Annotated in this window: 13 protein-coding genes; 4 read left to right on the top strand and 9 right to left on the bottom strand. The window is 66.3% G+C overall.

The window, feature by feature from the left end; translation table 11 throughout:
* Positions 1–8: 8 nt before the first annotated feature.
* On the bottom strand, positions 9–1,220 hold the full coding sequence (locus LWC34_RS05680; RefSeq protein WP_233723347.1) for a cytochrome P450 family protein: 1,212 nt from the start codon (positions 1,218–1,220) through the stop codon (positions 9–11).
* 167 nt (positions 1,221–1,387) lie between these two features.
* On the opposite strand from LWC34_RS05680, the gene LWC34_RS05675 reads away from it, so the two are divergent.
* A complete protein-coding gene (locus LWC34_RS05675; RefSeq protein WP_233723345.1) occupies positions 1,388–2,212 on the top strand; it encodes an SAM-dependent methyltransferase in 825 nt (274 codons plus the stop codon).
* A gap of 43 nt (positions 2,213–2,255) precedes the next feature.
* Here LWC34_RS05675 and LWC34_RS05670 read toward each other — a convergent pair whose 3' ends face one another.
* A complete protein-coding gene (locus LWC34_RS05670) occupies positions 2,256–3,089 on the bottom strand; it encodes a winged helix DNA-binding domain-containing protein (RefSeq protein ID WP_233723344.1) in 834 nt (277 codons plus the stop codon).
* 70 nt (positions 3,090–3,159) lie between these two features.
* Between LWC34_RS05670 and LWC34_RS05665 the strand changes: the two genes are divergently transcribed.
* Positions 3,160–4,011, top strand: a complete 852-nt coding sequence (locus LWC34_RS05665; RefSeq protein ID WP_233722595.1) for an IS5 family transposase — start codon at positions 3,160–3,162, stop codon at positions 4,009–4,011.
* Between the two features lie 6 nt (positions 4,012–4,017).
* Here LWC34_RS05665 and LWC34_RS05660 read toward each other — a convergent pair whose 3' ends face one another.
* The 3 genes from LWC34_RS05660 to LWC34_RS05650 form a co-directional block, all read right to left on the bottom strand.
* Complete coding sequence (locus tag LWC34_RS05660; protein WP_233723343.1) at positions 4,018–4,269, bottom strand: DNA glycosylase AlkZ-like family protein; 252 nt, start codon at positions 4,267–4,269, stop codon at positions 4,018–4,020.
* A 140-nt stretch (positions 4,270–4,409) separates the two neighbouring features.
* Positions 4,410–7,664 (bottom strand): non-ribosomal peptide synthetase, encoded by a 3,255-nt coding sequence (locus tag LWC34_RS05655; protein WP_233723342.1) that lies wholly within the window; start codon positions 7,662–7,664, stop codon positions 4,410–4,412.
* Positions 7,661–11,659 carry a non-ribosomal peptide synthetase gene (locus LWC34_RS05650; RefSeq protein ID WP_233723341.1) on the bottom strand — a complete coding sequence of 1,333 codons (3,999 nt, stop codon included), beginning with the start codon at positions 11,657–11,659 and terminating at the stop codon, positions 7,661–7,663. Before LWC34_RS05650 ends, LWC34_RS05655 begins: the two co-directional genes overlap by 4 nt.
* Positions 11,660–11,818: 159 nt before the next feature.
* Here LWC34_RS05650 and LWC34_RS05645 point away from each other — a divergent pair, with 159 nt between their 5' ends.
* Positions 11,819–13,000: an NAD(P)/FAD-dependent oxidoreductase gene (locus tag LWC34_RS05645; RefSeq protein ID WP_233723340.1), complete on the top strand. Its 1,182-nt coding sequence runs from the start codon at positions 11,819–11,821 to the stop codon at positions 12,998–13,000.
* 89 nt (positions 13,001–13,089) lie between these two features.
* Complete coding sequence (locus LWC34_RS05640; protein WP_233723339.1) at positions 13,090–13,743, top strand: class I SAM-dependent methyltransferase; 654 nt, start codon at positions 13,090–13,092, stop codon at positions 13,741–13,743.
* A 783-nt stretch (positions 13,744–14,526) separates the two neighbouring features.
* On the opposite strand, the gene serB is transcribed toward LWC34_RS05640, so the two are convergent.
* From serB to LWC34_RS05620, 4 genes are read right to left on the bottom strand one after another with little or no spacing between them, the layout of a single operon-like run.
* A complete protein-coding gene (gene serB, locus LWC34_RS05635) occupies positions 14,527–15,510 on the bottom strand; it encodes a phosphoserine phosphatase SerB (protein WP_233723338.1) in 984 nt (327 codons plus the stop codon).
* Between the two features lie 20 nt (positions 15,511–15,530).
* The gene (locus LWC34_RS05630; protein WP_233723337.1) at positions 15,531–16,841 is read right to left on the bottom strand and encodes an MFS transporter; all 1,311 of its coding nucleotides are present in this window, start codon (positions 16,839–16,841) and stop codon (positions 15,531–15,533) included.
* Entirely contained in the window at positions 16,838–17,644 is an 807-nt protein-coding gene (locus tag LWC34_RS05625) for a VOC family protein (protein ID WP_233723336.1), read from the bottom strand. Before LWC34_RS05625 ends, LWC34_RS05630 begins: the two co-directional genes overlap by 4 nt.
* Before the next feature lie 2 nt (positions 17,645–17,646).
* Entirely contained in the window at positions 17,647–23,121 is a 5,475-nt protein-coding gene (locus LWC34_RS05620) for a non-ribosomal peptide synthetase (RefSeq protein WP_233723335.1), read from the bottom strand.
* Positions 23,122–23,159 lie beyond the last annotated feature (38 nt).

Genomic DNA, 23,159 nt, shown 5'->3' with positions numbered 1-23,159 from the left:
TTCCGCTCCTAGGACGCCGTGAAAGTCACGGGCAGGTGGTCAAGCCGGTGCACGATGAAGCTCGGCTTCCAGGTCAGTTCCTCGACGGGCACAGCCAGCTTGAGGTCCGGCAGGCGGCGCAACACCGTGCTGAACGCGACGTCGCCTTCGAGCCGGGCCAGCGGCGCGCCGAGGCAGAAGTGCGTGCTGTAGCCGAAACTGACGTGCGGGTTGCTTCCGCGCTCGATGTCGAAGACCTCGGGGCGCACGAACTTGGCCGGGTCGTGGTTGGCCGCCGGTGGCGACAGCGCGACGTGCTCGCCCGGCTGGATCTCGACGTCGCCGATCTTGACGTAGTCGGTGGCGAACCGGTACGTGATGCTGGAAACCGGGCTGTCGAAGCGAAGGATCTCCTCGATCGCCCCCGGCATCAGGTCCGGGTTGTCACGGACCTTGGCAAGCGATTCCGGATAGCTCAGCAGGGCAAGGATTCCGTTGGCGATCAGGTTGACCGTCGTCTCGAACCCGGCCGCGAGCAACAGGAAGACGTTCGACCGCACTTCGAGGTCGGACAGTTTCTCGCCTTCGTCGTGCGCCGCGAGCAAGGCGGTCAGCAGGTCCTCGCCCGGGTTCTTGCGGCGGGCGGCGATCAGCTGGGTGGTGTACTCGTCGAACCAGCGGCCGGACTCGATGACCTGGTCGTGGTCGGACGAGGCGTTGATGCCGGTGATCACCTCGGCGCGGTGCTCGAACTCCGGCCGGTCGGCGAACGGGACGCCGAGCATCTCGCAGATCACACCGATTGGCAGCGGCAACGCCAGCGCCTGCACCAGATCCGCCTTGCCCGCGCCGACGATCTCGTCGAGCAGGCTGTCGGTGAACTCCTGAACCCAGGGGCGCAAGCGTTCCACGCGGCCGCGCGTGAACGCCTGGGACATCAGCCTGCGCATCCGGGTGTGGTCGGGCGGGTCGGCGAACAGGATGTGGCGGGTCAGCACGAACTCGTCACTGGCAAGTCCGAGGTATTTCTGCAGCTCCGGAGCGGCGGCCTGCACGCTGCGGACCAGGCGCGGGTCGGCTAGCGCGTCCCGTACTTCCTGGTTGCCGGTCACCAGCCAGGCAGGCATCCCGTCCGGCAGGGTCACCCGGTGGATCGGGCCGGGTTCGCCGAGCTTGGCGAACAACGCCTTCGGGTCGGCGAACAACTCGATACCTAAAGCGACTTCACCGTTTGCACTCATGGAAACCCTCAATTCCGTTGCCAGCAGCGCGACTGAAGGCAGACAGTAAGGACGCCTGGTTATGCGGCGGTTGACCGCGACCGGGATAACCAAGCCGGAACCACAGCGCTTTAGCTTCGCTGCGAGCCCTTGAACACCACTGTGACGAATCCGGAATGGACGGTCTGATGACCCAATTACCCGAAAGCCCCGCCACGGACGAGCTCAGTGACGAGCGGGCGAACGCATGCCGTATGTACGACTACCTGCTTGGTGGCTCGCACAACGTCGACATCGACCAGTCGGCACTGGACAAGCTGCTCGAAGTCGCGCCGACGACGCCATTCGTCGCGCGGGAGAACCGTGCGTACATGCGCCGTGTGGTGCGGTATCTGGCCGCGGAGGCCGGGATCAAGCAGTTCCTCGACCTCGGTTCGGGAATCCCCACCGCTGGCGACACCAACCTGCACAACATCGTCCACGGCATCGACCGTCGCATCCGTGTGGTCTATGTGGACCGTGAGCGCGTCGCCGTCGAGGAGGCAAACGAACTGCTGGAAGGCAATCCGAACGCCGAGGCGTTCGAGGCGGACATCCGCGACACCAGTTATGTGCTCTCGCACCCGGTGACCCAACGGCAGATCGACTTCACCGAACCGCTTGCTCTGGTGACTACCGGTGTCTTCCCGTTCATCCCGGACTCCGACAACCCCGTCGGGATTGTCGCCACCTACCGGGATGCCTGCCCGTCCGGCAGCTACCTCGCACTGTCGCACGCACTGACCGCCGAGCACTGGCCAGGTGACATCGCCAAGCGCGTGCTGGACATCTACAAGGAGAACGTGCAGTCCATGTTCCCCCGGACGTTCGAGCAGGTGCGTGACTTCTTCACCGGCTACACCCTCGTCGAGCCCGGCCTGGTGTCCACCCCGGCATGGCGGCCGGACGAGGAGCTCACTGAGGACCAGAAAGCATACATCCGCGCGGTGTCCGGCCTCGGCATCAAACCCTGACCTCCGGGACCCCCGCCGGAGAAAATGCGCTCGTGAGTACCTCTTATGTGAAGGTACTCACGAGCGTTTCCGCGTCCGGCTCAAGAAACCGCGCAACGGCGAGGGATTCGGCTTCCAGTTCGGAGTGGACACTCGACGGGACGGGTTCGAACGGTTCGAGCACGATGGTCGCGGTCGCACCTTTCCGTACGCACGACCAGGTTCCGGCGACCTTTCCATCGATGAGATAGGTCGAAAGCACATCGCCGTTGATCTTACGGACCACCCGCGTGTGATAAGCCGCTGGCAGAATCCGGGTCCGGTCCTTGTGCGAGATCACCGCAGCGTCCCATTTGGCCAGAAACCGCACCGGAATGTCGACGTCCTCGGCCGGGCGGGGCGCGCGGGGCAGGTCGATCAGGTCCCTGTCTTCCTTGTCGGACAAGCGGATGACGTCGAGCTCGGCCAGCGCCGGGTCGAGCTGGCGGTACTTCAGGTAGGTGAAGTGGGCGATGTCCTCGCGTGTCGCAGGCCCGAACGCGGCCAGATACCGGCGTACGAGCAGTGCCGTGGCAGCGGGCTCGACCGGAAGGTCACCTTTCAGTCCCACCAAGGAGAATTTTCCGTGCTGCCGGAACGCGCCGGATGGAAACACGTGCGTCATAGGCAGCAGAGCGCGGGCGTAGTGCAGTAGGTCGCCTGAGTCGAGCACCCCGCCGCACAGGTCGGCCACGTGTTCGCGGATCTCGTCCGTGGTCCGGGGTTTGCTGACGAACGGAATCAGGCCTTTTAGGATCTTGTCCTCGTCGACGCTGACTTTCCGGTATTTGCCGCGCATGTCGTTGAGTGCCTGCTGCCGCCACGCGACCGCGAACGACGGATAGTCCGCGGCGGACACTAAGAGGGCATCTGATCTTGGTTGGGGCGATATGTCTGTGTCGGGTGACGGCTGATACCTTGATCAACTTGTGGGGTCCCGGCGTGCGTACCGCAGCGACTTGTCCGATGCTCGCTGGGCGTTGATCGAGCCAACGCTGACGGCGTGGCGTGCTGCCCGGCGTGGGCCGGGAACCGTGATGCGCGTGCATGACTTGCGGGAGATCGTGAACGCGATCCTGTACGTGTGCCGGACCGGGATCGCCTGGGAGTATCTGCCGCACGACTTCCCGCCCTGCAAGACGGTTTATGACTACTACGCCAAGTGGGAAGCCGATGGCACAACGGAAACGCTGCATGACCTGTTGCGTGACCAAGTCCGCGTCGCGAAAGGCCGCGCTGCTGCCCCGACGGCGGCGATCATCGACTCGCAGAGCGTGAAAACCTCCTGCAATGTCAGCGAATCCAGTCAGGGTATCGACGCGGGCAAGAAGATCAAGGGCCGCAAACGGCACATCGCCACCGATGTGCTCGGCCTGCTGCTGGCGGTAATCGTGACCGCGGCGTCGGTGCAGGATTCCGCTGGCGGGCAACAGGTTCTCGATCATCTCGCCGCTGCGCATCCGACCGTGTCGGCGGCATGGGTGGACGGCGGCTACAACAACACAGTCATCCGTCATGGAGCCCAGCGGGGTATCCGGGTTGAGGTCGTCAAACGCCCTTCTGCCAAGGGATTCCACGTGTTGCCCCGGCGGTGGGTAGTGGAGCGCAGTCTGGGCTGGCTGATGCAACACCGCCGACTCGCGCGCGACTACGAAGCCCTGCCCCAGCGGTCGCGCACGATGGTCCACTGGGCGATGACTAACATAATGAGCCGCACCCTGACCGGGGAATCCACCCAAACCTGGCGAAACGATCCACCCAAAGCAGACATTCTTGCCTAACTAAGATCAGATGCCCTCTAAGTGCAGTGTGCCCCGCATCAGCGTCGACTTCACCACCGAGCCACGTTTGAGCGCGCTCTCCAGCTGGCCCGCGTCGAAAGACGCCAGCCGCGCGAAGAGCGCGACGTACGGCGACGGCGAGTACTGCGCCTGCAACGCGCCCAACGCCTGAACCGCCCGGCCTACCGGGCGGTCCAAGCGTTCCAGCAACATCTGCCGGGCCAGGTACGCAACCGTCAGTTCCCGATCAGACAACACCCGGCCCAAGTCAGCTCTCCCAATGTCCCCGGTCGTTACCTCACCAAGGTAACGGTGGCCTGCCGGATGGCCTTCACGGCATGCCTGGTCAGACCTCGTGAGTGGTTATGCGTGTTCTAACCCGCATAACCACTCACGAGTCAGCCAGCCGCGATCAGGGCTGCCACCTCCTCATCGGTCAGGCCCTCGACCTGGGCGAGCAACGCGTCATCCGCGAGGCTCGGCGCGGCGAGCAACAGCTCGCTCAGGCCGGTGACGGTGGGTACGGCGAAGAAGCCCTCGAGTGACGGCTGCACGCCGTAGACGTCCTGGATCGTGGCAAGGATCTTCACCGCGAGCAATGAGTGCCCGCCGATCAGGAAGAAGTTGTCGGTCCGGCCGATCTTGCGGCCGTCGCCGAGCAGTTCCTCCCAGCACTGGGCCACCCAGCGTTCGGTCGGTGTCACGGGCGGGTCCCATTCCTCCGGCCCGTCGCCAGCGTCGATGGGCGAGTTCAGCAGCGCCCGCCGGTCGACCTTTCCGCTGCTGGTCAACGGGAACGCGTCGATACGGACCACACGGGACGGAACCATGTGCGCGGGCAGTGTCGCCTGCACAGCGGCCTGAAGTGCACGCTCGGTGGCGTCCTCGGCGAGCCGGACGAATGCGATGAGCCTGCTGTCGTTCTCGCTCGCGTTGTGGATCAACGCCACCGCTTCGAGCACGGCGGGGTGCTTGACCAAGGCGGCCTCGATCTCACCGAGCTCGATCCGGAAGCCCCGGAGTTTCACCTGGTGGTCGAGCCTGCCGTGGAAATGGAAGACCCCGTCGGTGTCGTACGAAGCGAGATCCCCGGTTCGGTACAACCGTTTGCCACGCGTGTCGGTGATGAACCGTTGTGCGGTCAACTCGGGCAGGTTCAAGTACTCCTCGGCCAGGCCGACGCCACCGAGATACAGCTCACCGAGCACGCCCGGTGGGACAGGCCGCAGCCGGTCGTCGAGCACCAAGGCCGTGTAGTTGGCGAGTGGCTTGCCGATCGGCGGGCGCCCGTCGCCCTCCACGCGGTGGACCAGCGCCCATACGGTGGCCTCGGTTGGCCCGAACACGTTCCACACCTCGGGCACGCGTTCCTGCAGGTCCGCAGCGAGCTTCGCGGACATCGCCTCGCCGCCGCAGAGGACCCGGCGGACCGACGCGCCCTGCCAGCCTGTGTCGATCAGCAGCTGACACGTCGATGGCGTGCCGTGCAGGACCGTCACCTCGTGCTCGTCGATCAACCGGCGCAGGGCCTCGCCGGAGCGTGCCTCGGACCGGCGCGCCATCACGATCGAACCGCCGCACACCAAGGGCAGCAGCAACTCGTCCATCGAGATGTCGAACGTGGTGTTCGTCAACGCGATGACGACGTCGTTGTGCCGCATCAGACCTTTGCTCGTCATCGCGGACAGGAAGTTGCCGAGTGCGGTGTGTCCGATAGCGACACCTTTGGGTTTGCCCGTTGAGCCCGACGTGTACATCACGTACGCGACCTGGTGCGCGGGAGCGTCGACCGGGGTGACCGGTTCGACGGCGATCTCGCCGAGTTCCAGATCCGCGTGGACACGGCCGAGCAGACCATCGGCCACACCGGATTCGTGCAGCAAGATCCGGGTCGAGCTGTCGGTCAGCATGAAGTCGAGCCGCTCGTCCGGATAGGACGGATCAAGCGGCAGGTACACCGAGCCGGACTTGAGGATGCCGATGATCGCGGCCACGATGGCGATCGTCCGGTCGATGGCGACGGCGACGACGGCTCCCGAACCGCCGCCGCGCTTGACGATGGCATTGGCGAACTGGTTGGACCACTCGTCCAGCTCACGGTACGTCACCGTCCGGCCGTTCTGGCTCACCGCGGACCGGTCCGGTTCGGACAGCACGAGCTCGGTGAACATGTCGAGGAACTTCGGCGAAGCGCCGGTCGGCCGGTGCCACTCGTCCAATGTGCGTGCCCTGGTCGCTGGGTCAAGCAGGGAGACAGTACTCAGTGGACGGTCTACATCGGCAACGATCTCTTCGAGAACGGCCTTGAACGAGTCCACAATGCCCTGCACGGTCAGCGTTTCGTAGAGGTCCGTACTGTAGTCAAGCCGTCCGCCCAATGCGTCGGCGTTCTGCTCGACGGTCAGCTGTAAGTCCAGCCGGGCAGTGCCGTTGGGCAGCCCGGACGGCTGAACGGTCAGGTCCGGCGCGATTCGCGTCTCGCCCGTTGTCGCCAACGCGTCCATGCTGAACAGGACGTCGTAGAGTGGGTTACGGCTGGCGTCACGGGCCTTGCCGAGGCTGCGGACCAAGTGACCGAACGGAACCTCCTGATGTGACAGTCCATCGAGGACCGTACTGGACACCGCGGCCAGCAGGGCGGCCAAAGTCGGGTCACCCGAAGCGTCGATCCGCACCGGGATCGTCCCGGAAAACGGGCCAATCAGCGACTCCACTTCGGACCGTTCCCGCCCGGCCACCGCGACGCCGAGCACGGCGTCGTGTTCTCCGTTGTACCGGGCGAGAACGATGTGCAACGCCGTCAGCAGCACAACAAACGGTGTGACGCCGACACGCTGCGATACCGCGCTGATCCCGGCCGACAACGTCGGGCCGAGGTCGAAAGGCACTGCCGCGCCCCGGAAACTGGGCACGCCGGGCCGAGGATGGTCGGTGGGTAGCGTCGCGGGCGGGGCACCCGCTAGGTGCGTGCGCCAGAAGTCGACGTGCCCAGCGAGCCGCTCATCGGTGAGCCGTTCCCGTTGCCACTCCGCGAAGTCCGCGAACTGTAGTGGCAAGGGCGGCAGCTCACGCTGATAACCAGCTCGCAGTTCGTCGAGCAGGACCGCGATGGAGAAACCGTCCGCGACAGCGTGGTGTGCGATCCACACCAGCACGTTGTCCCGCTCGTTCAGGCTGAGCAGAACCGTGCGCAGCAATGGCGCCTTGGTCAGCTCGAACCGTTCGGTCGCGAGCTCACGAGCCCGCCGCCACAACGACTCCTCGTCCTTGACCGCTTCGACCACAAGCGGCACTTCGACATCGGCCTCGACGATCTGCCTGACCTCGCCGCCGTCCAACTCGAACCGGCAGCGCAGCACCTCGTGCCGCTGGATGATCTGGGCAAGCACGTCCCGCAGCGCGGGCACGTCTAGCACGCCGCGCAGCCGCAGAGCGAACGGGACAAGGTAGGCGGCTGCCTGGTCGGGTGAGATCCGGTCAAGGAACCACTGCTGTTCCTGGGTGTAGGACGCGATCGACCGGCCGTCCGGGCGTGACCTCGCGGTCAGCGGCTGCCCGGCGACGGGGTTGGTGACGGTTGCCTTGGCCGCAGCCAGCAACGCAGCCCGTTGCGCGGCCGAAAGCCCACGGAGACGGTCGATTGCCTTGGTCACTGACTTCTCCCCCCACGCAGTTTGTCCTTGACGATCGCGGCGACCTCGGCAGGCCGGTGCTTGCAGAAGTAGTGGCCGCCGCCACGCACGACCGAAAGCGACGTGGCCGAGCCGTACCTGCCCCAGTCGACGTACCTGGTCTCGAAGTTCCCGGTGGCCGGATCGTCGTCGCCGACGATGCAGTGCACCGGCCCGGAGACCTTCGTGACCTCGACGTCCAGCTCACGCAGCCAGAGCTGGACCATCTCGGCGAGGTCATGCCGGACGACCCGCAGGATGCCGACGATGTCCTCCTCGTCGAGTGCCCCATCGAACCCGCCGAGCCTGCGCATGTGCTGCAGCAACTGGTCTTCGGTGCCTTCCTTGACCATCCGCCACGACCGCTCCGGGTCGAGGTCCGGCAGCACGGCACCCATGAACGTGGCGACAACCGGCACCCCGATGGATTCGAGCTGACGGGCCAGCAGCAATGTCGTCGCGACACCGGCGCACTGGCCGTACAACACGACCGGGCCGGTGACCTTCTCACGGATTTCTTCCGCGCACCGCACGGTCACGTCCTGAATGGACTCCAGTGGGGACAGGTCGGACAGGTCGTGGCCGGGCAGGTCGACCGACCAGAGGACGAATGTCTCGTCCAGCGCGTCCGCCAATGGTTGATACGCAACAGCGTTACCGCCGCCGTAAGGTACACAGACCAGGTTGATCGACGCGTGCGGCCGGTCCGGGGTGAGCCGGTGGATCAACGGCCGGACGCCGTCGGTGAGGTCTTCGGTGACGTACTGGGCCAAGCCCTCGATGGTCGGGTTACGGAACACCGCGATCACGGGCAACGCGTTGTCGATCAGCCGGGCCACCCGCACAGCTTTGAACGAGTCACCGCCGACCGCGAAGAAGTCGTCGGTCCGGTTCAGCTCGGTGACACCGAGAACAGAGCGCCACGCCTCGGCGATCCGCTCCTCCAGCGGTCCGGACGGCGGCTCGCTCACCACGACCGCACGGCGGCCGCCGTGCTGTGCCAGCGCCTTGCGATCAACCTTCCCGTTGTGGCTCAACGGGAACTCATCCAACACGACGAACCCGGAGGGCACCATGTAGGACGGCAACGAGCTCTCGACGAGCGCACGCAGCTCCTCGCTCTGCACCCCGGACTCGCTGAGCACGTAACCGACCAGGTGCCGGTCGCCGACCGAGTCGGTCCTGGCCATCACCACGGCCTCCGCGACCGCGTCGTGCCCGCGAAGGACGGACTCGATCTCACCGAGCTCGATCCGCAGCCCGTTCACCTTGACCATGAAGTCCTTGCGGCCCAACAGTTCGATCACGCCGTCGGCCCGCCACCTGGCCAGGTCGCCGGTCTTGTAGATGATCCGGCCGTCGCGGTCGACGAACTTCGACTCGGTCAGCTCCGGCCGGTTGAGGTATCCGGACGCGACGCCGATCCCGCCGAGGTGCAGCTCGCCAGGGACACCGATCGGCACCGGCTGCAGGTTGTCGTCGAGGATGTACGCCTCCTGGTTGGCCATCGGCCAGCCGTACGGGATCGCCGTCCACTTCGGATCGACCGCGTCCACCGGGTAGATGATCGAGTGGATGGACGCCTCGGTCGCCCCGCCAAGGCTGATGAACTCAAGCTCTGGCACGAACGCGCGCAGCCGGTCCGGCATGGTCACCGGCACCCAGTCACCGCCGAGCAGGGCGAGCCGGAGCGTGCTCGGCGGGATGTCGGCGGACTGTTCCACCTGCGTCAGCAACAGGTCCAGCAGCGCGGGCGCGGAGTTCCACAGTGTCACGCCGTAGTCGTTGATCAGATCGACCCAGTGCGCGGGGTCACGGGCCAGCTCGGGCTCTGGCAGGATCACGGTCCCGCCCGCGCCGGGGACGCCGATGATCTCGTAGACCGACATGTCGAAGCTTGGCGACGACAGGGCAAGCACCGAGTCGCCCGAGCCGACCGCGAACCGGGTGTGCAAGTCATTGAGGTTGTTGGCGACGCCGCGGTGGCGCAGCACCACGCCCTTGGGGGTGCCGGTCGAGCCGGAAGTGAAGATGACGTAACAGGTGTCTTCCGGCTCAACTGTCACTTGTGGACGGCTCGACGGACTGCTCGCGATCGCTTGCGCGTCCTTGCCGTCGATCTCGACGATGGTCGCGTCCGCGGTCAGACGGCCCGCAGTGGTAATGATGACCGGCACCGCCGAATCGGACAGGATGAACTCGATCCGAGCGGTCGGATACTCAGGGTCGATCGGCACGAACGCCGCGCCAGCCTTCAGGATGGCCTGCACGCCGATCACGTAGTCGACACCCATCGGCAGGTGGATCGCGACGAGACTGCCCGTCGTGACGCCACGCGCTCGCAGGTGGTGCGCGAGTTGGTTGGCCTTGGCGTCGATCTCGGCGAACGTGTAGTGCCTGCCGCCCGCGACGACCGCGGTGTCCGATGGCCGCGCGTCCACGTGCCGCTCGAACATCTGGTGCAGGCATTCGGGGCCGAGCGGCTCGGTCCCGGTGTTGTTCCACTCGCGCAGGACCGTTTCGGCCTGATCGGCAGGCAACACCGGCAACGCGGTGACAGGTGTCGCCGGGTTCGCGATGGCGGCTTCCAGCAGAGCTTCGTAGCTACGCAGGAACCGTTCGACCGTCTCGAGATCGAACAGTTCGGTGTTGTACTGCAAGTGAACGCGCGCGGCATGGTCCCAGACGCGGACGCTGACCAGCAGGTCGTACTTGGCGGTACCGGGATCGAAGTCGTCGTCGAGCCGCACGTCGAGCCCGGGCAGCGCCAACGCGCAGTCGGGCGTGTTGTCCTGCTGGAAAAGAACCGGGGTCAGCGGCGGGCGGCTCGGGTCACGGACCGGGTGGACCTGTTCGACGATCAGGTCGAACGGGACGTCGGCGTGCGCGTGACTGTCCAGAACGGACTGCTTGACCCTGGCAAGCAGTTGCTCGAATGTCGGGTCGCCGGACAGGTCGGTACGCAACACCAAGGTGTTCACGAAGAACCCGATCAGGCTAGCGACCTCTTCGGTCTCCCTGCCAGCCGATGTCGTGCCGACGGCGATGTCTTCCTCGCCGGTGTACCGGGAAAGCAGGGCGACGAACGCGGCGAGCAGGGTCATGAAAGGCGAAGTTCCCGATGCCGCGCCCGTCTGGCGTAACGCCGGGATGATCTCCGGACGCAGCCATAACGCCGTCTCGGCGCCCTTGTTGCTCATCCGGGCGGGGCGTGGCCGGTCGGTCGGCACGTCCAGTGTGGACAGCCCGGCGAGTTGCTTCTCCCAGAACGCCATCCCGTCGACCAGCCGCTGGCCGGACATCAGTTCCCGCTGCCACACCGCGTAGTCCGAGTACGTGACGGGCAGTTCGGTCAGCACGGGTTCGCGGCCCTCAGTTCGGGCGGTGTAGCACTCGGCCAGCTCACGCACCAGCACGCCCATGGAGATCTGGTCGGACGTGATGTGGTGGATGTTCAGCACGAAGATGTGGTCCTCGGGCGTAAGCCTGATGGCTGTGGCGCGCATGACCGGGCCGGTCGACAGGTCGAACGGCGTGTCCACCTCGGCGTGCAGGAGGTCCTGTGCAGCCTGCTCACGTTCGGCGAACGGCAAGTGTTCAACCGATCGCACGGCGATCACCGGCTCGGCGATCTCAGCGACCAGTTGCACGGGTTCGCCGTCGCGTTCGGGGAAGAGAGTGCGCAGCGACTCGTGCCGGGTGATCACCTGCCTTAGTCCATCGGCGAGCGCGGGGACGTCAAGCGGCCCCTTGATCCGGTGCACCACCGGTGCGCTGTAGGCGACGCTGCCACCGAGCTGGTCAACGAACCACAGCCGGCGTTGCGCATAGGACAGCGGCGCGGGCTCGGTCGTGCCGCGCGGACGCGGCCCTGGCGACGCCGCTTTGGCCGCGTTGGCGTCCTTACGGCGGAGCGCCGCGAGCAATTCCTGCCGTTGCGGCGAGAGCACTGCGATCCGGTCCGACACGTCGGTCATGGCCAGAGACCTTCCACTCGACTCATGTCCTGGGACCGCGAAACTAGGTTCGGCGAGTCATCCCGTGGTTACGCCCATTTGTCCCGTAACCACAGGCTAACTTCCCACCGCACAATCGCGTTGATGTCTGTTGCCGCGTAAACCCTTCGAGGGGGCCAGATGTATGACGCGATCGTGGTCGGTGCCCGATGTGCAGGCGCGAGCACGGCACTGCTGTTGGCCAGGGCCGGTCATCGGGTACTCGTACTCGATCGTGGCCGCCCTGGCACCGACAAGCTGTCCACTTTGTACATCCATCAGCCCGGCGTGGCCCGGCTGGCGAAATGGGATGTGCTCGACGCCATCAAGAAAAGCGGGTGCCAGCCACTGGACCGGCCGACCTACCAGGTGGCCGACATCCACCTGACCGGGCCAGCGCCCGAGGCCGACGGCAACCGTGCGGCCTATGGGCCACGCCGGTTCGTGCTCGACCCGATCCTTGCCGACGCGGCGGCCGAGTCCGGTGCGGACGTCCGATTTGGAGCGACCGCGCTCGGCCTGCTCACCGAGGGTGAGCGCGTGACTGGGTTGCGCTACCGCGATTCCGACGGTGTGGTGCGCAGCGAGAACACGCCGCTGGTGATCGGCGCGGACGGAATGCGTTCGTCCATCGCCAAGCTCGTTGGCGCGCAGGAGTATGCGGTGCACCAGAAACTCACGTGCGCGTATTACTCCTACTGGAGTGGCGTGCCAGCGGGTTTCGAGCAGTACCAGCGTCCTGGGCACTGGGTCGGCGTGATCCCGACCAACGACGACCGGATCCTTGTGGCCGCGTACTTCCTGCAGCGGGAATTCGACCGGATCAAGGGCGCGGCCCAGGAACACTACCTTGACAACATCCGGCAGACAACGCCGACGCTGTTCGAGCGCCTGCAGGCGGGCGAACAGGTCGAGCGGATGTACGGCACCGGCGACCAGTTGAACTTCCTGCGCACCGCGGCAGGCCCTGGCTGGGCGCTCGTCGGCGATTCCGGTCACCACAAGGACTCGCTGACCGCGCGTGGCATCACCGATGCCTTCCTGCAGGCGGAACTGCTCGCCGAGTGCGTCGGGCCGAAGGAGGGCGGACCGTCCACAGACGACGCGCTCAAGCGGTACCTGACAACCCGTGACTCGATCCTGTTGTCGAACTACAAGTCGACCCTGTCGGTCGCCCGGCTGGAAGTGACCGAGGAACGGCTGCGGATGCTGCGAGTCATCCAGGAGTCGCCCGAACTGACCGAACGGTACTTCGCCGCGGCGGCCGGAATCATCGCGCCGGAGGACTTCTACACAGAAGAACTGCTTCCCCTCGCTTCCTAGGAGACCACTCAATGCCGTGAAGGTCACCTTCGCGGCGTTCAACGCACCCAACTCGGCCCTCGCACCCCCTCGCGTCTTAGGAGACCACCATGACCGAAACCCTGCGCGGCGACGCGGACATGTACACCCGCCCCGTGCTGGCCATCTACGACCCGATCGCGCTCGGCATGGTGTGCCCGATCGCATGGAAGTGCTCACGGGGCACGATGTTGAAGTTCTACCAGAGCAACATCGGTGCCAGGCACCTGGACATCGGGCCCGGCACCGGTTATTTCCTCGACAAGGTGACGTATCCGGTCACCCATCCGAAGATCGTGATCGCCGACCTGAACGAGACCGTACTGGACACAGTGGCCAAACGGATCGCCCGCTTCCGACCGGAATCCCTTGTACGAGACGCGTTACAGCCGTTGGAGTTGGGTAACCGCTCGTTCACGACGGCCGCACTGCTCAACGTGATCCACTGCCTGCCGGGCACGATGGAGCAGAAGGCCGCGGTGTTCGACCACGTCCTGCCGTACGTCGAACCGGGCGGCCGGATCTTCGGCAGCACAGTGCTCGGCAAGGGCGTCAAACGGTCGAAGTTCGGTGAGTGGCTGTTCACGTCGTACAACAAGGCGGGTTCGTTCCGTAACACCGAGGACTCGATGGACTTGCTGGAAGCCGAGTTGGCCAAGCGTTTCGACAGCTACCGCACGCACACTGTCGGCTCCATGGGTTTCTTCGAGATCGACGTCCCATAACCTCCAGGGCTCTGCCGAAGTGGGGCAGCATTGGTACCTGGCCGATTCAGTCTGGGTCGTCCACTATGGACGCCCAGTCGCCTCTTCAATCCCACCTGCCCTATCTGCCCCACCCGTGACAGGTTCGGATGCCGCGAAGGCCACCTTCGCGGCGTTAGACACGCGAAGGCCTCCCTTGACGCGTTCAACACCAATGCCAGGAACTTTGGGTTCGGGGTTTGGTCGATGCCTGGGGCATGCGGGAGCCGTTGACCTGCGAAGATTTCGTTAGCATGGATGAGATGCTGCTGGGACTGAGTGCTGTGGCTGGGGCGCCGGGCATGTGCGTCGCGTTTAGGGGTATGAGGGCCGAGTTTGCTGCGTTGAACGCCGCCAAGGTGGCCTTCACGGCATCAGGTTCCGTAATAGGTGGGGTTGGTGTTGCACGTGTGATTGACGAGGCGAATTTCTGTCCATAGTAGACGTTGGGATGTTCGAAAACGGCCAGCGCACGGACTTGGTCAATGGCGTTGAACGCGCCAGGGCCTCCCCTCGTGCGTTAGATGCCGTGAAGGCCACCTTCACGGCGTTGAACGCGCGAGGGTCCCCTTTGACGCGTTAGATGCCGATGCCAGGAGTTTCAGGTTCGCTGGTCCGGCGTGGCTGGATCGGCGTTCAGGTCGGTGACCCGCAGGTTTCGGTCTTGGTGCGGCACGGGGCTGCTGCGGATGCAAGTGCCCTGCCCACTCGCACAAGGAAACCCCTCGTGAGAGCCCGCTCACGAGGGGTTTCCGCTTGAGGGGATCAGCTGACGCGATAGGTGTCCACGACAGCGCAGGGAACAGGGATACCCAGCAGCGGCAGCACGAGATCCAGCCGCTGGAACGAGATGGACACGTCGGCCGCGGCCACGACGGCAGGCTTGGCGTGGAACGCGACGCCGAGGCCTGCCGCCTTCAGCATTGGGATGTCGTTGGCGCCGTCCCCGACCGCGACGCACCGCGACAGCGCGATCCGTTCCCTGGCCGCGAACCGGCGCAGTGCCACGGCTTTGGCGTCAGCGTCCACAATGTCACCGGTGAGCCGCCCGGTAAGGGTCCCACTGGCGACCTCGAGATGGTTCGCCGCATGGAAATCAAGACGAAGCTGACGGGCGATGCGGGCGACGATCGGTTCGAACCCGCCGGAGATCACCCCGACCCGGATGCCCATGGACTGCAGGCTGCGCACGGTCACCAAGGCGCCAGGCATCAGTTCCGACTGCTGAGCCACCTCGTCGAGGACGGCCGCGGGCAGACCGGCAAGCGCGCCCGCCCTCAGTCGCAGGGACGCGGCGAAGTCCAGCTCGCCGCGCATCGCCTGGCTGGTGATCAGGTTGACCTCACGGGACCGGCCCGCGCGCTCGGCGATCCGCACGATCGTCTCGTCCTTGACCAGTGTCGAGTCCATGTCGAACACGACGAGGCCGTACTGCCGGTCGGTGCGCTGCAGGGTGATGTCCACGCCGCAGTTGCCCGAGATCTCGCGCAGCTCGGCCCGTAACGACGGTTCCACGGTGTCGAACGGCCGAGCCAGCTGGACGCTGAGCTCGACCGCGGTACAGGGATAGCTCGCCATGGTACGGGTGCCACTGACCACAGTGGACGCCACGGACGCGCGGTGCAGGACGGCGCCGAGCACTTCGGTGCGGATCGCCCGGCCTACCACGGTGATAACGTGACTGGCGCTGCCGGGGGTCGGGTCGACCCAGTCGGTCTCACGCCAGGTGAGCGGGGCCGGTGCGGCCATGATCAGCCTCCAGAGTCAGGTCACGCCTCGACCACTTCGAGGGGTTTTGGCGCGACCACCGGGTCAGTGACGACCGGACGGACGAACCGGCGGGCGGCGGAAGCGGCGGCGGCCCACGCGAGCAGCACACCGATCACCACGCCGGTGATGAACCAGCCCGACGCGCCACGGCTGGCCAGATAAGTCGCGAGCAAGGGCGTCACCCCGCCGAAGACGGCCGTGGTGACGCTGTGCGGTAAGCCGATACCGGTCGCCCGGACATCGGCGGGGTACATGGCGGCGAGCACTTTCGGCATCACCGCGGTGAGGCAGGCGACGAACAGGATGCCGCAGCCGTAGGTCAACGCGAGGTTCAGGAAACTGGGCCCGATACCAAGGTAGGCGATCGGCCCGACGACAGCGAAGCCGAGCCCGAACACCTTCAGGAACGGTTGCACGCCAATACGATCCGCCACAATACCAAGCGGAAGCTGAATCAGGGCAACGATCCCGGTGACAAGCACGACGACCCAGAACATCGTCTTCGGCGACGAGATCGCCTGCGCCATCGAGGGAACGACCGCGGTCCAGGTGCTGTTCACCACGGTGGTGCCTGCGACGAAGACGGTCACGAGCAGCACGGAACGGCGGTGCAGTGCGAAAATCTTGCGGAACGACCCGCGCGTGCGTTCACCACGGACCTTGCCGTCAAACTCGGTGCTCTCGGCGATCCGGCTGCGCAGGAACAGAAGGATGATGCCGAAGACACCGCCAAGCAGGAACGGCACCCGCCATCCCCACGCGGCCATCGCGGCGTTGCCCAGTATCGAGCTCAACGCGCCCCCGACGAGAGCGGCCGCGAACGCGCCAAGCGCCGCGCTCATCGCGAAAAGGCTGCCGTAGAAGCACTTGCGGTTCGCCGGTGCCATCTCCATCAGGTAGGTCACCGCGGCTGGCCATTCACCGCCTGCCGAAAGTCCCTGCGCGGCACGGCCGAGCAGCAAAAGGAACGGTGCGATGATACCGATCTCGCTGTAGGCAGGGGCGATGCCGATCAGCGTCGACCCGCCGCCCATCAGGATGATCGAAAGGACCAACGCGGGTTTGCGGCCACGCCGGTCGGCCAGCCTGCCGAGCAGGATCCCGCCGAGTGGCCGGAACAGCATGCCGGCGGCGAAGACGCCGAACGCGCTGAGCAGTGAGGTGACCGGGTTGTCGGCCGGGAAGAACTGGCTGGCGAACAGCGGAATGTACAGACCGAACGTCAGCCAGTCGAAGTACTCGACGAAGTTGCCCGCGACCGTTGTGCCGATGGCCCGCCGGTGTAATCGCGTCCCGTCCTCGCGTGTCATGAGAATCCTCCAGGTGCTTGAGTGAGCACAAATCGGGCATGTGCCAGGCTCAGGCGCAGTTCACCCTGCCCAGCATCGGTGAACTGGACGCCCCGCTGGGTCAGCACTGCCCCGGCCGCCCGGATGTCCGGTACGGCCAGCGCGACCGTCCACAGTCCTTCCCGGGGCTCGGATTGCCTGCGCAGCAAGCGGATCTGGCAGTTCCCCGCACGCAAGGTGTCATTGCCGAACAATGTCGTGTAACGCTTGTACGCGTCGTCCAGGTCGTCAACCACGACCTCGACACGGGAGACGCCGAGTACGTCGACGACCGGCCCGCTCGGTCTTGGCCGGTTGTCCTCGCCTGGTGGCAACGGGTCGCCGTACTCGATCAGCGACGGCGTCGAACCGGTCCGGAATTCCTCGCCGTGCCCGGCGATACGCCAACGCCGGACGTAACCGTCAGACCGGATCTGTTTGCCGGAAACGGGTTCCGCGCACGACAAACCCGCGGCACGCACTCGTTCCCACGTTCCATTGAGGTCGGTCGTGGTGAGCACGAAAGCCAGCCAGCCGCCGCCAGCGTCCAGGATCTCGATCATCCGCTGCCCGGCGGGTTTGGTCGCGGCTTCGGCGCGGTCGGTGACCGTGATCAGCTCAAGGTAGTCCGCTCCGAACCGGAGGACGGCATTCGCCGTGCCCCAGCCTGGGTGGCGGCCGGGTTGGCTGAACGGCAGGCCTAGCGCGGCCGTGATGCTGGCGGCCGCCGACTCGATGTCGGCGACCACCAGCATCACATGATCGAGTCCGCTGATGGAGGACATCATCAGCTCGTCAATCGCGCCAGTTGTTCGTCGGTCAGGTCCTCGAGCAGGGCGCAGATGGCCAGCACCTGGTCGGCGCTTGCCGGGTCGGCCAGCAGCGCCTCGGCGATCTGCGCGACGGTCGGCTGGGTGAACACCACCCGCAGTGGCAGCTCGACCCCGAACAACTCACGCAGCCGCGCCACGACCTTGGTCGCCGTGATCGAGTTGCCGCCGACCTTGAAGAAGTGGTCGCCGCGGCCGACCGACGCGACGTTGAGCAGCTCGCTCCAGATCGCCGCGACGGCCTCCTCGACCGGTCCTTCCGGTGGCCCGCCCGCGGTGTCCGCCTGCGATCCCAGGGTCTCGGCAGACAGCGCGAGCCGGTCGACCTTTCCGTTGCCAGTCAAGGGAAGCTGCTCAAGGAGCTGAATCGTCGACGGCACCATGTACTGCGGCAGCGTGCCAGCGAGGTAGGCCCGCAGTTGCTCAGACGATGCCTGGCCCGTGACGTAGCCGACGAGACGCTGGGTGTGCCGCTCGCCCACCGCGACCACGACCGCGCGGTCGACGTCGGGGTGGTCGGCCAGTACGGCCTCGATCTCGCCCAGTTCGATCCGGTGGCCTTGGATCTTGACCTGGAAGTCGGTCCGGCCGAGGATCTCGATCGACCCGTCCGGCAGGTACCGGCCGAGGTCGCCGGACGCGTACACGCGCGGTTCCTCGCCAGGCAATCCGAAGAACTGCGCCGCAGTCCGTTCGTCGTCGCGCCAGTAGCCCTTGGCAAGCCCGACCTCGCTGGCGATGTGGATCTCGCCGGGCACCCACACCGGGCGGTGCTGCAACGCGCTGTCGAGGATGTGGTAGCGCTGGTTGGACATCGGCTTGCCGTATGGGATGCTCGGCAGCGACTCGTCGACGTGACCGAGGACGTTGATCACCGACCAGACACAGGTCTCCGTCGGCCCGCCGGACGCGACCACCCGCACGTTCGGCGCGATCGCCCGCAGGCGGCTGGGCAGCGTGACCGGGATCCAGTCACCAGCGAGCACGACCGTGCGCAGCGAGTCGAGCGGCTCACCGGTTTCCGCGTGTGTCGTGAGGATCTCCAGCAACGTCGGCACCGAGTTGTAGAACGTGATCTGCTCGTCGCGGATCAGCTCGGCCCAGCGCTCCGGGTCCGGATTGGCCGACGGCTCCGGCAGCACCACCGTGCCACCGGCCGCGATCATCCCGAACACGTCGTACACCGAGAGGTCGAAGTGCAGGCCCGAAACGCCAAGGCAGCTGTCGTCCGGGCCGATCCCGAAGCGGGAGTTGATGTCCAGGATCGTGTTGGCGACGCCCTGGTGGTCGACCATCACACCCTTTGGCTTGCCGGTCGAGCCGGACGTGTAGATCACGTACGCCAGGTCGGTCGGCTGCTGCACGAGGTCGAGCGCCTTGTCCTCGGCGAACTCGAAGTCCGTGTCGACACACAGCACAGAGACGGATTCCGGCCAGGTGTGCGTGCCCAGCACCGCGGACTGGGTGAGGATGTAGCGCACCTCGCCGTGCTCCAGCAGGTACCGCAGCCGCTCTGGTGGCACGTTCGCGTCGATCGGCAGGTAGGCACCACCGGCGGCGAGCACACCGTGTGCGGCGACGACCTGTTCCCAGCCTTTCCGCATGACTATGGCGACCAGCTGGTTCGGCCGCACTTCGTTGTTGCGCAGTACATTGCCGATCTGGTTGACGCGGCGGGAGAACTCGGCATAGTCGATCCGGACGTCACCGGACACGATCGCGGTCGCGCCCGGCCGCTGGCTCGCATGCTCGGCGACCGCCGTGTGCAGCAGGGTGGCTGGCCGCTCGATCGCCGTGTCGTTGGCGGCGCGGCGGGATTCCAGTTGGTACTCCGGCACGAGCGGGAACCGCTCGAGCTCCCACGCGGCCGGTTGGTCGATCAGCCGGTCAAGCAGGTCGACGTACGCGCCGAACATGTCGGCGAGCAGGCCGGTCGGGAACGCCTCGTCGACCGAGTCCCAGCTGAACCGCAGCTCACCCTCCACTTCGGACACCTGGAAGTCCAGCGTCACCTGCGGCGTCTGGGTGCTTGTGTAGATCGCCTCGCCAAGCGCGGTGTAGAAGGCGCGCGGCGGTTGGCCGAGCAGGCTCGTGACCACGACAGGGAAGGAGGCGTGCGACGCAACGCCTTGACGTGTCGCCATCTCACGCATCACCCGCACACCACCGAACTGGCGGTGTTCAAGGTCGGCCCACAGCTGCTGCTGCACGGCGACGGCGCGTTCAGCGAACGAACCGTCCACTTTGTCCACCGAAAGCAGCGAGGTTGTGGTGAAGTCGCCAATCACCTTGTCGATGTCCGGGTGCGCGGCGACCCGGTTGAACAGCGGCAGGTTGATGGTGAACCGGTCCTCCGAGCTCCAGGCCCGCAGGATCTCGGCGAACACCGCGACCACGATGCCGGACGGCGTGACCGATGACGCCGACGCACGGTCCTTCAGATCGGTCCACCGTGCCGCGGAAACGCTGTGCTCACGCCGGGTGAACCGGACCTGCTCGGGGATACGGCCGGTGCCACGCGGAAGTTGCGGCGCTGGCGGCAGGTCGTCGATCCGGTTGAGCCAGTAGTCCTTGGCCCGCTGGTAATCCGCTGTGGACTCCAGCTCGCCCTCGACCGTGACGACGTAGTCACGGAACCGCAGGCCGATCGGTGGCAGCTCGGTGTCCGGGTCCTCGTAGTAGGCGACGAGATCGGGCACGAGCACCTGGAAGTAGCTCCACGCGTCGATGATCAGCAGGTCAAGCCCGAGATGCACGCGCACACGGCCGCCGGGCACCTTCGTCAGCTGGACGTCCCACAGCGGGAACGTGTCGGCGGGCAGCACCCGGTGGGCCATCTCCTCGCGCAGCTCGGCGGCGCGGGCATCAGCCTCGGCTGCGGGCAGCTCGCTCAGGTCGTGAATGGGGATCACGTAGGCGGGCGGGTCGGCAAGCACCTGCTGGGTTCCGTCCGGCAGGATCACGGTACGCAGCGCGTCATGCCGGTCGAGCACCTTCTGCCAGGCGATCTCGAACCGTTGCACGTCAAGGCTTTCGCTCTCCCACTCCCAGTAGCCGTGGCAGCCGACGCCGCCAAGGTCCAGCGCGTCGCTGCGGCCGACCCAGTACGCCTGCTGGGTGTCGGTCAGCGGGAACGGCTTGAACCTGCTTGCCTCGTCGGACTCGGGCACGCCACGCTCGCGCGGCGGCTGCGGCAGCGCCTGGCGGTCCAGCTTTCCGTTGGCCAGCTTGGGAAGCGCGGGCAGTCCAATCAGGACCGCAGGCACCTGGTGCTCGGGCAGCCGCTGACGCAGGCTGGCCTGTAACGCCTCAAGCGACCAGTTTTCCGGGTCGGCTGGCACGACGTAGCCGACGAGTTGCCCACCGGCCTCGCCGCCGTACGCGATCACGGCGGCCTCGCGGACGTCGCGGCGCTCGTTGATCACCGTCTCGACCTGGCTGACCTCGACAAGCACGCCGCCGACCCAGGTCTGCGCGTCGTGCCTGCCAATCACCTCGAGCAACCCGTCCGGCCGCCAGCGGCCGAGGTCACCGGTGCGGAACAGGACGTCGCCCGGCTCCTCCGGCAACGGGTTGGGCACAAGCCGCTGTTCGGTATCCACTGGACGGTTGAGGTATCCGGTACAGACCCCGTCTCCCGCAACGTAAATCTCGCCCGCGGCACCGACCGGCACCGGCTGGCGGCGCTCGTCGAGAATGTAGATCCGGGCGTTGGCAACGGGACGGCCCGCGGTCGGGCGACCGGCGATCGGTCCCTCACCAGCGGTCGCCGACGTCGCCCGCAGGCCGATCGCCTCGTCGTAACTTGACGTCGCGACCGCGACCTCGGTTGAGCCGTAACTGACCGTGATCTCGAACGGCAGCGGGCCGGACGGCCAGCTGCGGACCGGCTCGCCGAGCACGATCATCAAGCGCAGCGCGGCATTCGCGGGCCAGTGCAGCGCGCAGACCCGCCGGGCGAACGAGGTCACCAGCAGCGTGTGCGTGACCTTCTTTCCCAGCAACCAGTCCCGGGTGCGGGCCGGTGAGCTCGCGGTGAGCGCGTCGGCGATGTGCAGCTGCGCGCCAGCCGCGAGGAACGGCATCCACTCCATCCGGCCGATGGCGAAACCCGGTGCGGAGACCCAAGTTCCGGCCGAGTCCGCGGTGATGCCGTATGCCGCAGGCATCCAGTTGATCAGGTTGACGAGCGCGCGATGCGTCGCGCACGCACCCTTCGGAGTGCCGGTGGAGCCAGAGGTGTAGACGATGTGACTGGTCGAATCGGCTGGCACCTCGATGCCCGGATGGTCAGCTGGGCACGCGGCGATCGCGGCCGCGTCGGTGTCGAGCAGGACCAGCACGGCTGTGTCGACTGTGGACCTGTGCAGCGACCGTAGCCGGCCAGCCAGTCCGGCGTCGGAAATCACTGCGGCTGGCGCGGAGTCACGGATCATGTACGCGATCCAGTCGTCGTTGTCCGCCGGGTCAAAGGGGACAACGACCGCGCCGCAACGCAATGCGGCCAGCGTAGCGATCACGGCCTGCGCGGAGCGCTCAAGGAACAGGCCGACGAAATCACCTGGGCAGACGTCGTGGGCGATCAGGTGGGCGGCCAGCTGGTTGGCCGCTTCGTCGAGCTGGCCGTATGTCAGCCGCTCGGAACGGTAGCTCAGCGCTTGGGCGTCTGGTGTCGCGGCGGCCAGGTCGGCGATCCGCCGCTCGAACGAACGCTGGTCCTTGTATTCCACAGTGGACTCGTTGAAGCCGACGAGTACGCGGTGCCGTTCGGCCGCTGGCAGGAACGTCAGCCCGCCGATCTCCGCGTCCGGGTTGTCGGCGATGCCGATCGCCAGCGTTGCCAGGTGCGCGGCGATCCGGTGCGCGCGTGACTCGTCGAGAAGTGTTGCGTCGTAACCGATCCGGATCTCACCACCATCCTCGGGCACGAGCAGGCTCAACCGGGCGCCTTCCCACGGCCGCGGTTCCGTCCCGCACACTACGCCCGCGCTGAACGTGCTCGCGAACGAACGGCCGGGGTGCAGCAGCGCGGCGAACTCTGCTAACTCGATCGGCGGGATGCCCGAGTCACGCAGCGCGTGCAGGATGCCGGTGAACGTGCTCTGTGGCGTCAACCGCAGTCGGTACGCGGTCGCGCCATCGGCCGCGAGGGAACCAATGACAACCTCACGCTGCCCGGAGAACCTGTGCAGCAGCGCGGCAAAGGCGACAAGCCAGCCGTCCTGCGGCTGAGTGCCTGCCCCGTGCAGCGTGGCCGATGTTCTGGCAGGCACGACCACCGGGACGCTGGCTGGCCGGTATGGCTCGTCACGCACCGGCCTGTCGGTGGGCAGGTCCAGCAGCGCGGGCGCGCCGGCGAGGTGATCCCGCCAAGCCGCGATCGCATGCCCGGTGTCCGGCTGCGCGGGCCCAATAGGAGGCGAAATTGTCATGGCGGGCTCCATCCGGTGACTTGACGCTGGACAGGAAA

This window comes from Kibdelosporangium philippinense (assembly GCF_021390435.2).
Classification (GTDB): domain Bacteria; phylum Actinomycetota; class Actinomycetes; order Mycobacteriales; family Pseudonocardiaceae; genus Kibdelosporangium; species Kibdelosporangium philippinense.
This window is presented reverse-complemented; position numbering and strand designations above follow the sequence as displayed.

Excerpts from the sequence above, each read along its gene's own strand:
- LWC34_RS05680 (WP_233723347.1), bottom strand. The coding sequence starts at position 1,220 with ATGAGTGCAAACGGTGAAGTCGCTTTAGGTATCGAGTTGTTCGCCGAC.
- LWC34_RS05675 (WP_233723345.1), top strand. The coding sequence starts at position 1,388 with ATGACCCAATTACCCGAAAGCCCCGCCACGGACGAGCTCAGTGACGAG.
- LWC34_RS05650 (WP_233723341.1), bottom strand. The coding sequence starts at position 11,659 with ATGACCGACGTGTCGGACCGGATCGCAGTGCTCTCGCCGCAACGGCAG.
- LWC34_RS05645 (WP_233723340.1), top strand. The coding sequence starts at position 11,819 with ATGTATGACGCGATCGTGGTCGGTGCCCGATGTGCAGGCGCGAGCACG.
- LWC34_RS05640 (WP_233723339.1), top strand. The coding sequence starts at position 13,090 with ATGACCGAAACCCTGCGCGGCGACGCGGACATGTACACCCGCCCCGTG.
- serB (WP_233723338.1), bottom strand. The coding sequence starts at position 15,510 with ATGGCCGCACCGGCCCCGCTCACCTGGCGTGAGACCGACTGGGTCGAC.
- LWC34_RS05630 (WP_233723337.1), bottom strand. The coding sequence starts at position 16,841 with ATGACACGCGAGGACGGGACGCGATTACACCGGCGGGCCATCGGCACA.
- LWC34_RS05625 (WP_233723336.1), bottom strand. The coding sequence starts at position 17,644 with ATGTCCTCCATCAGCGGACTCGATCATGTGATGCTGGTGGTCGCCGAC.
- LWC34_RS05620 (WP_233723335.1), bottom strand. The coding sequence starts at position 23,121 with ATGACAATTTCGCCTCCTATTGGGCCCGCGCAGCCGGACACCGGGCAT.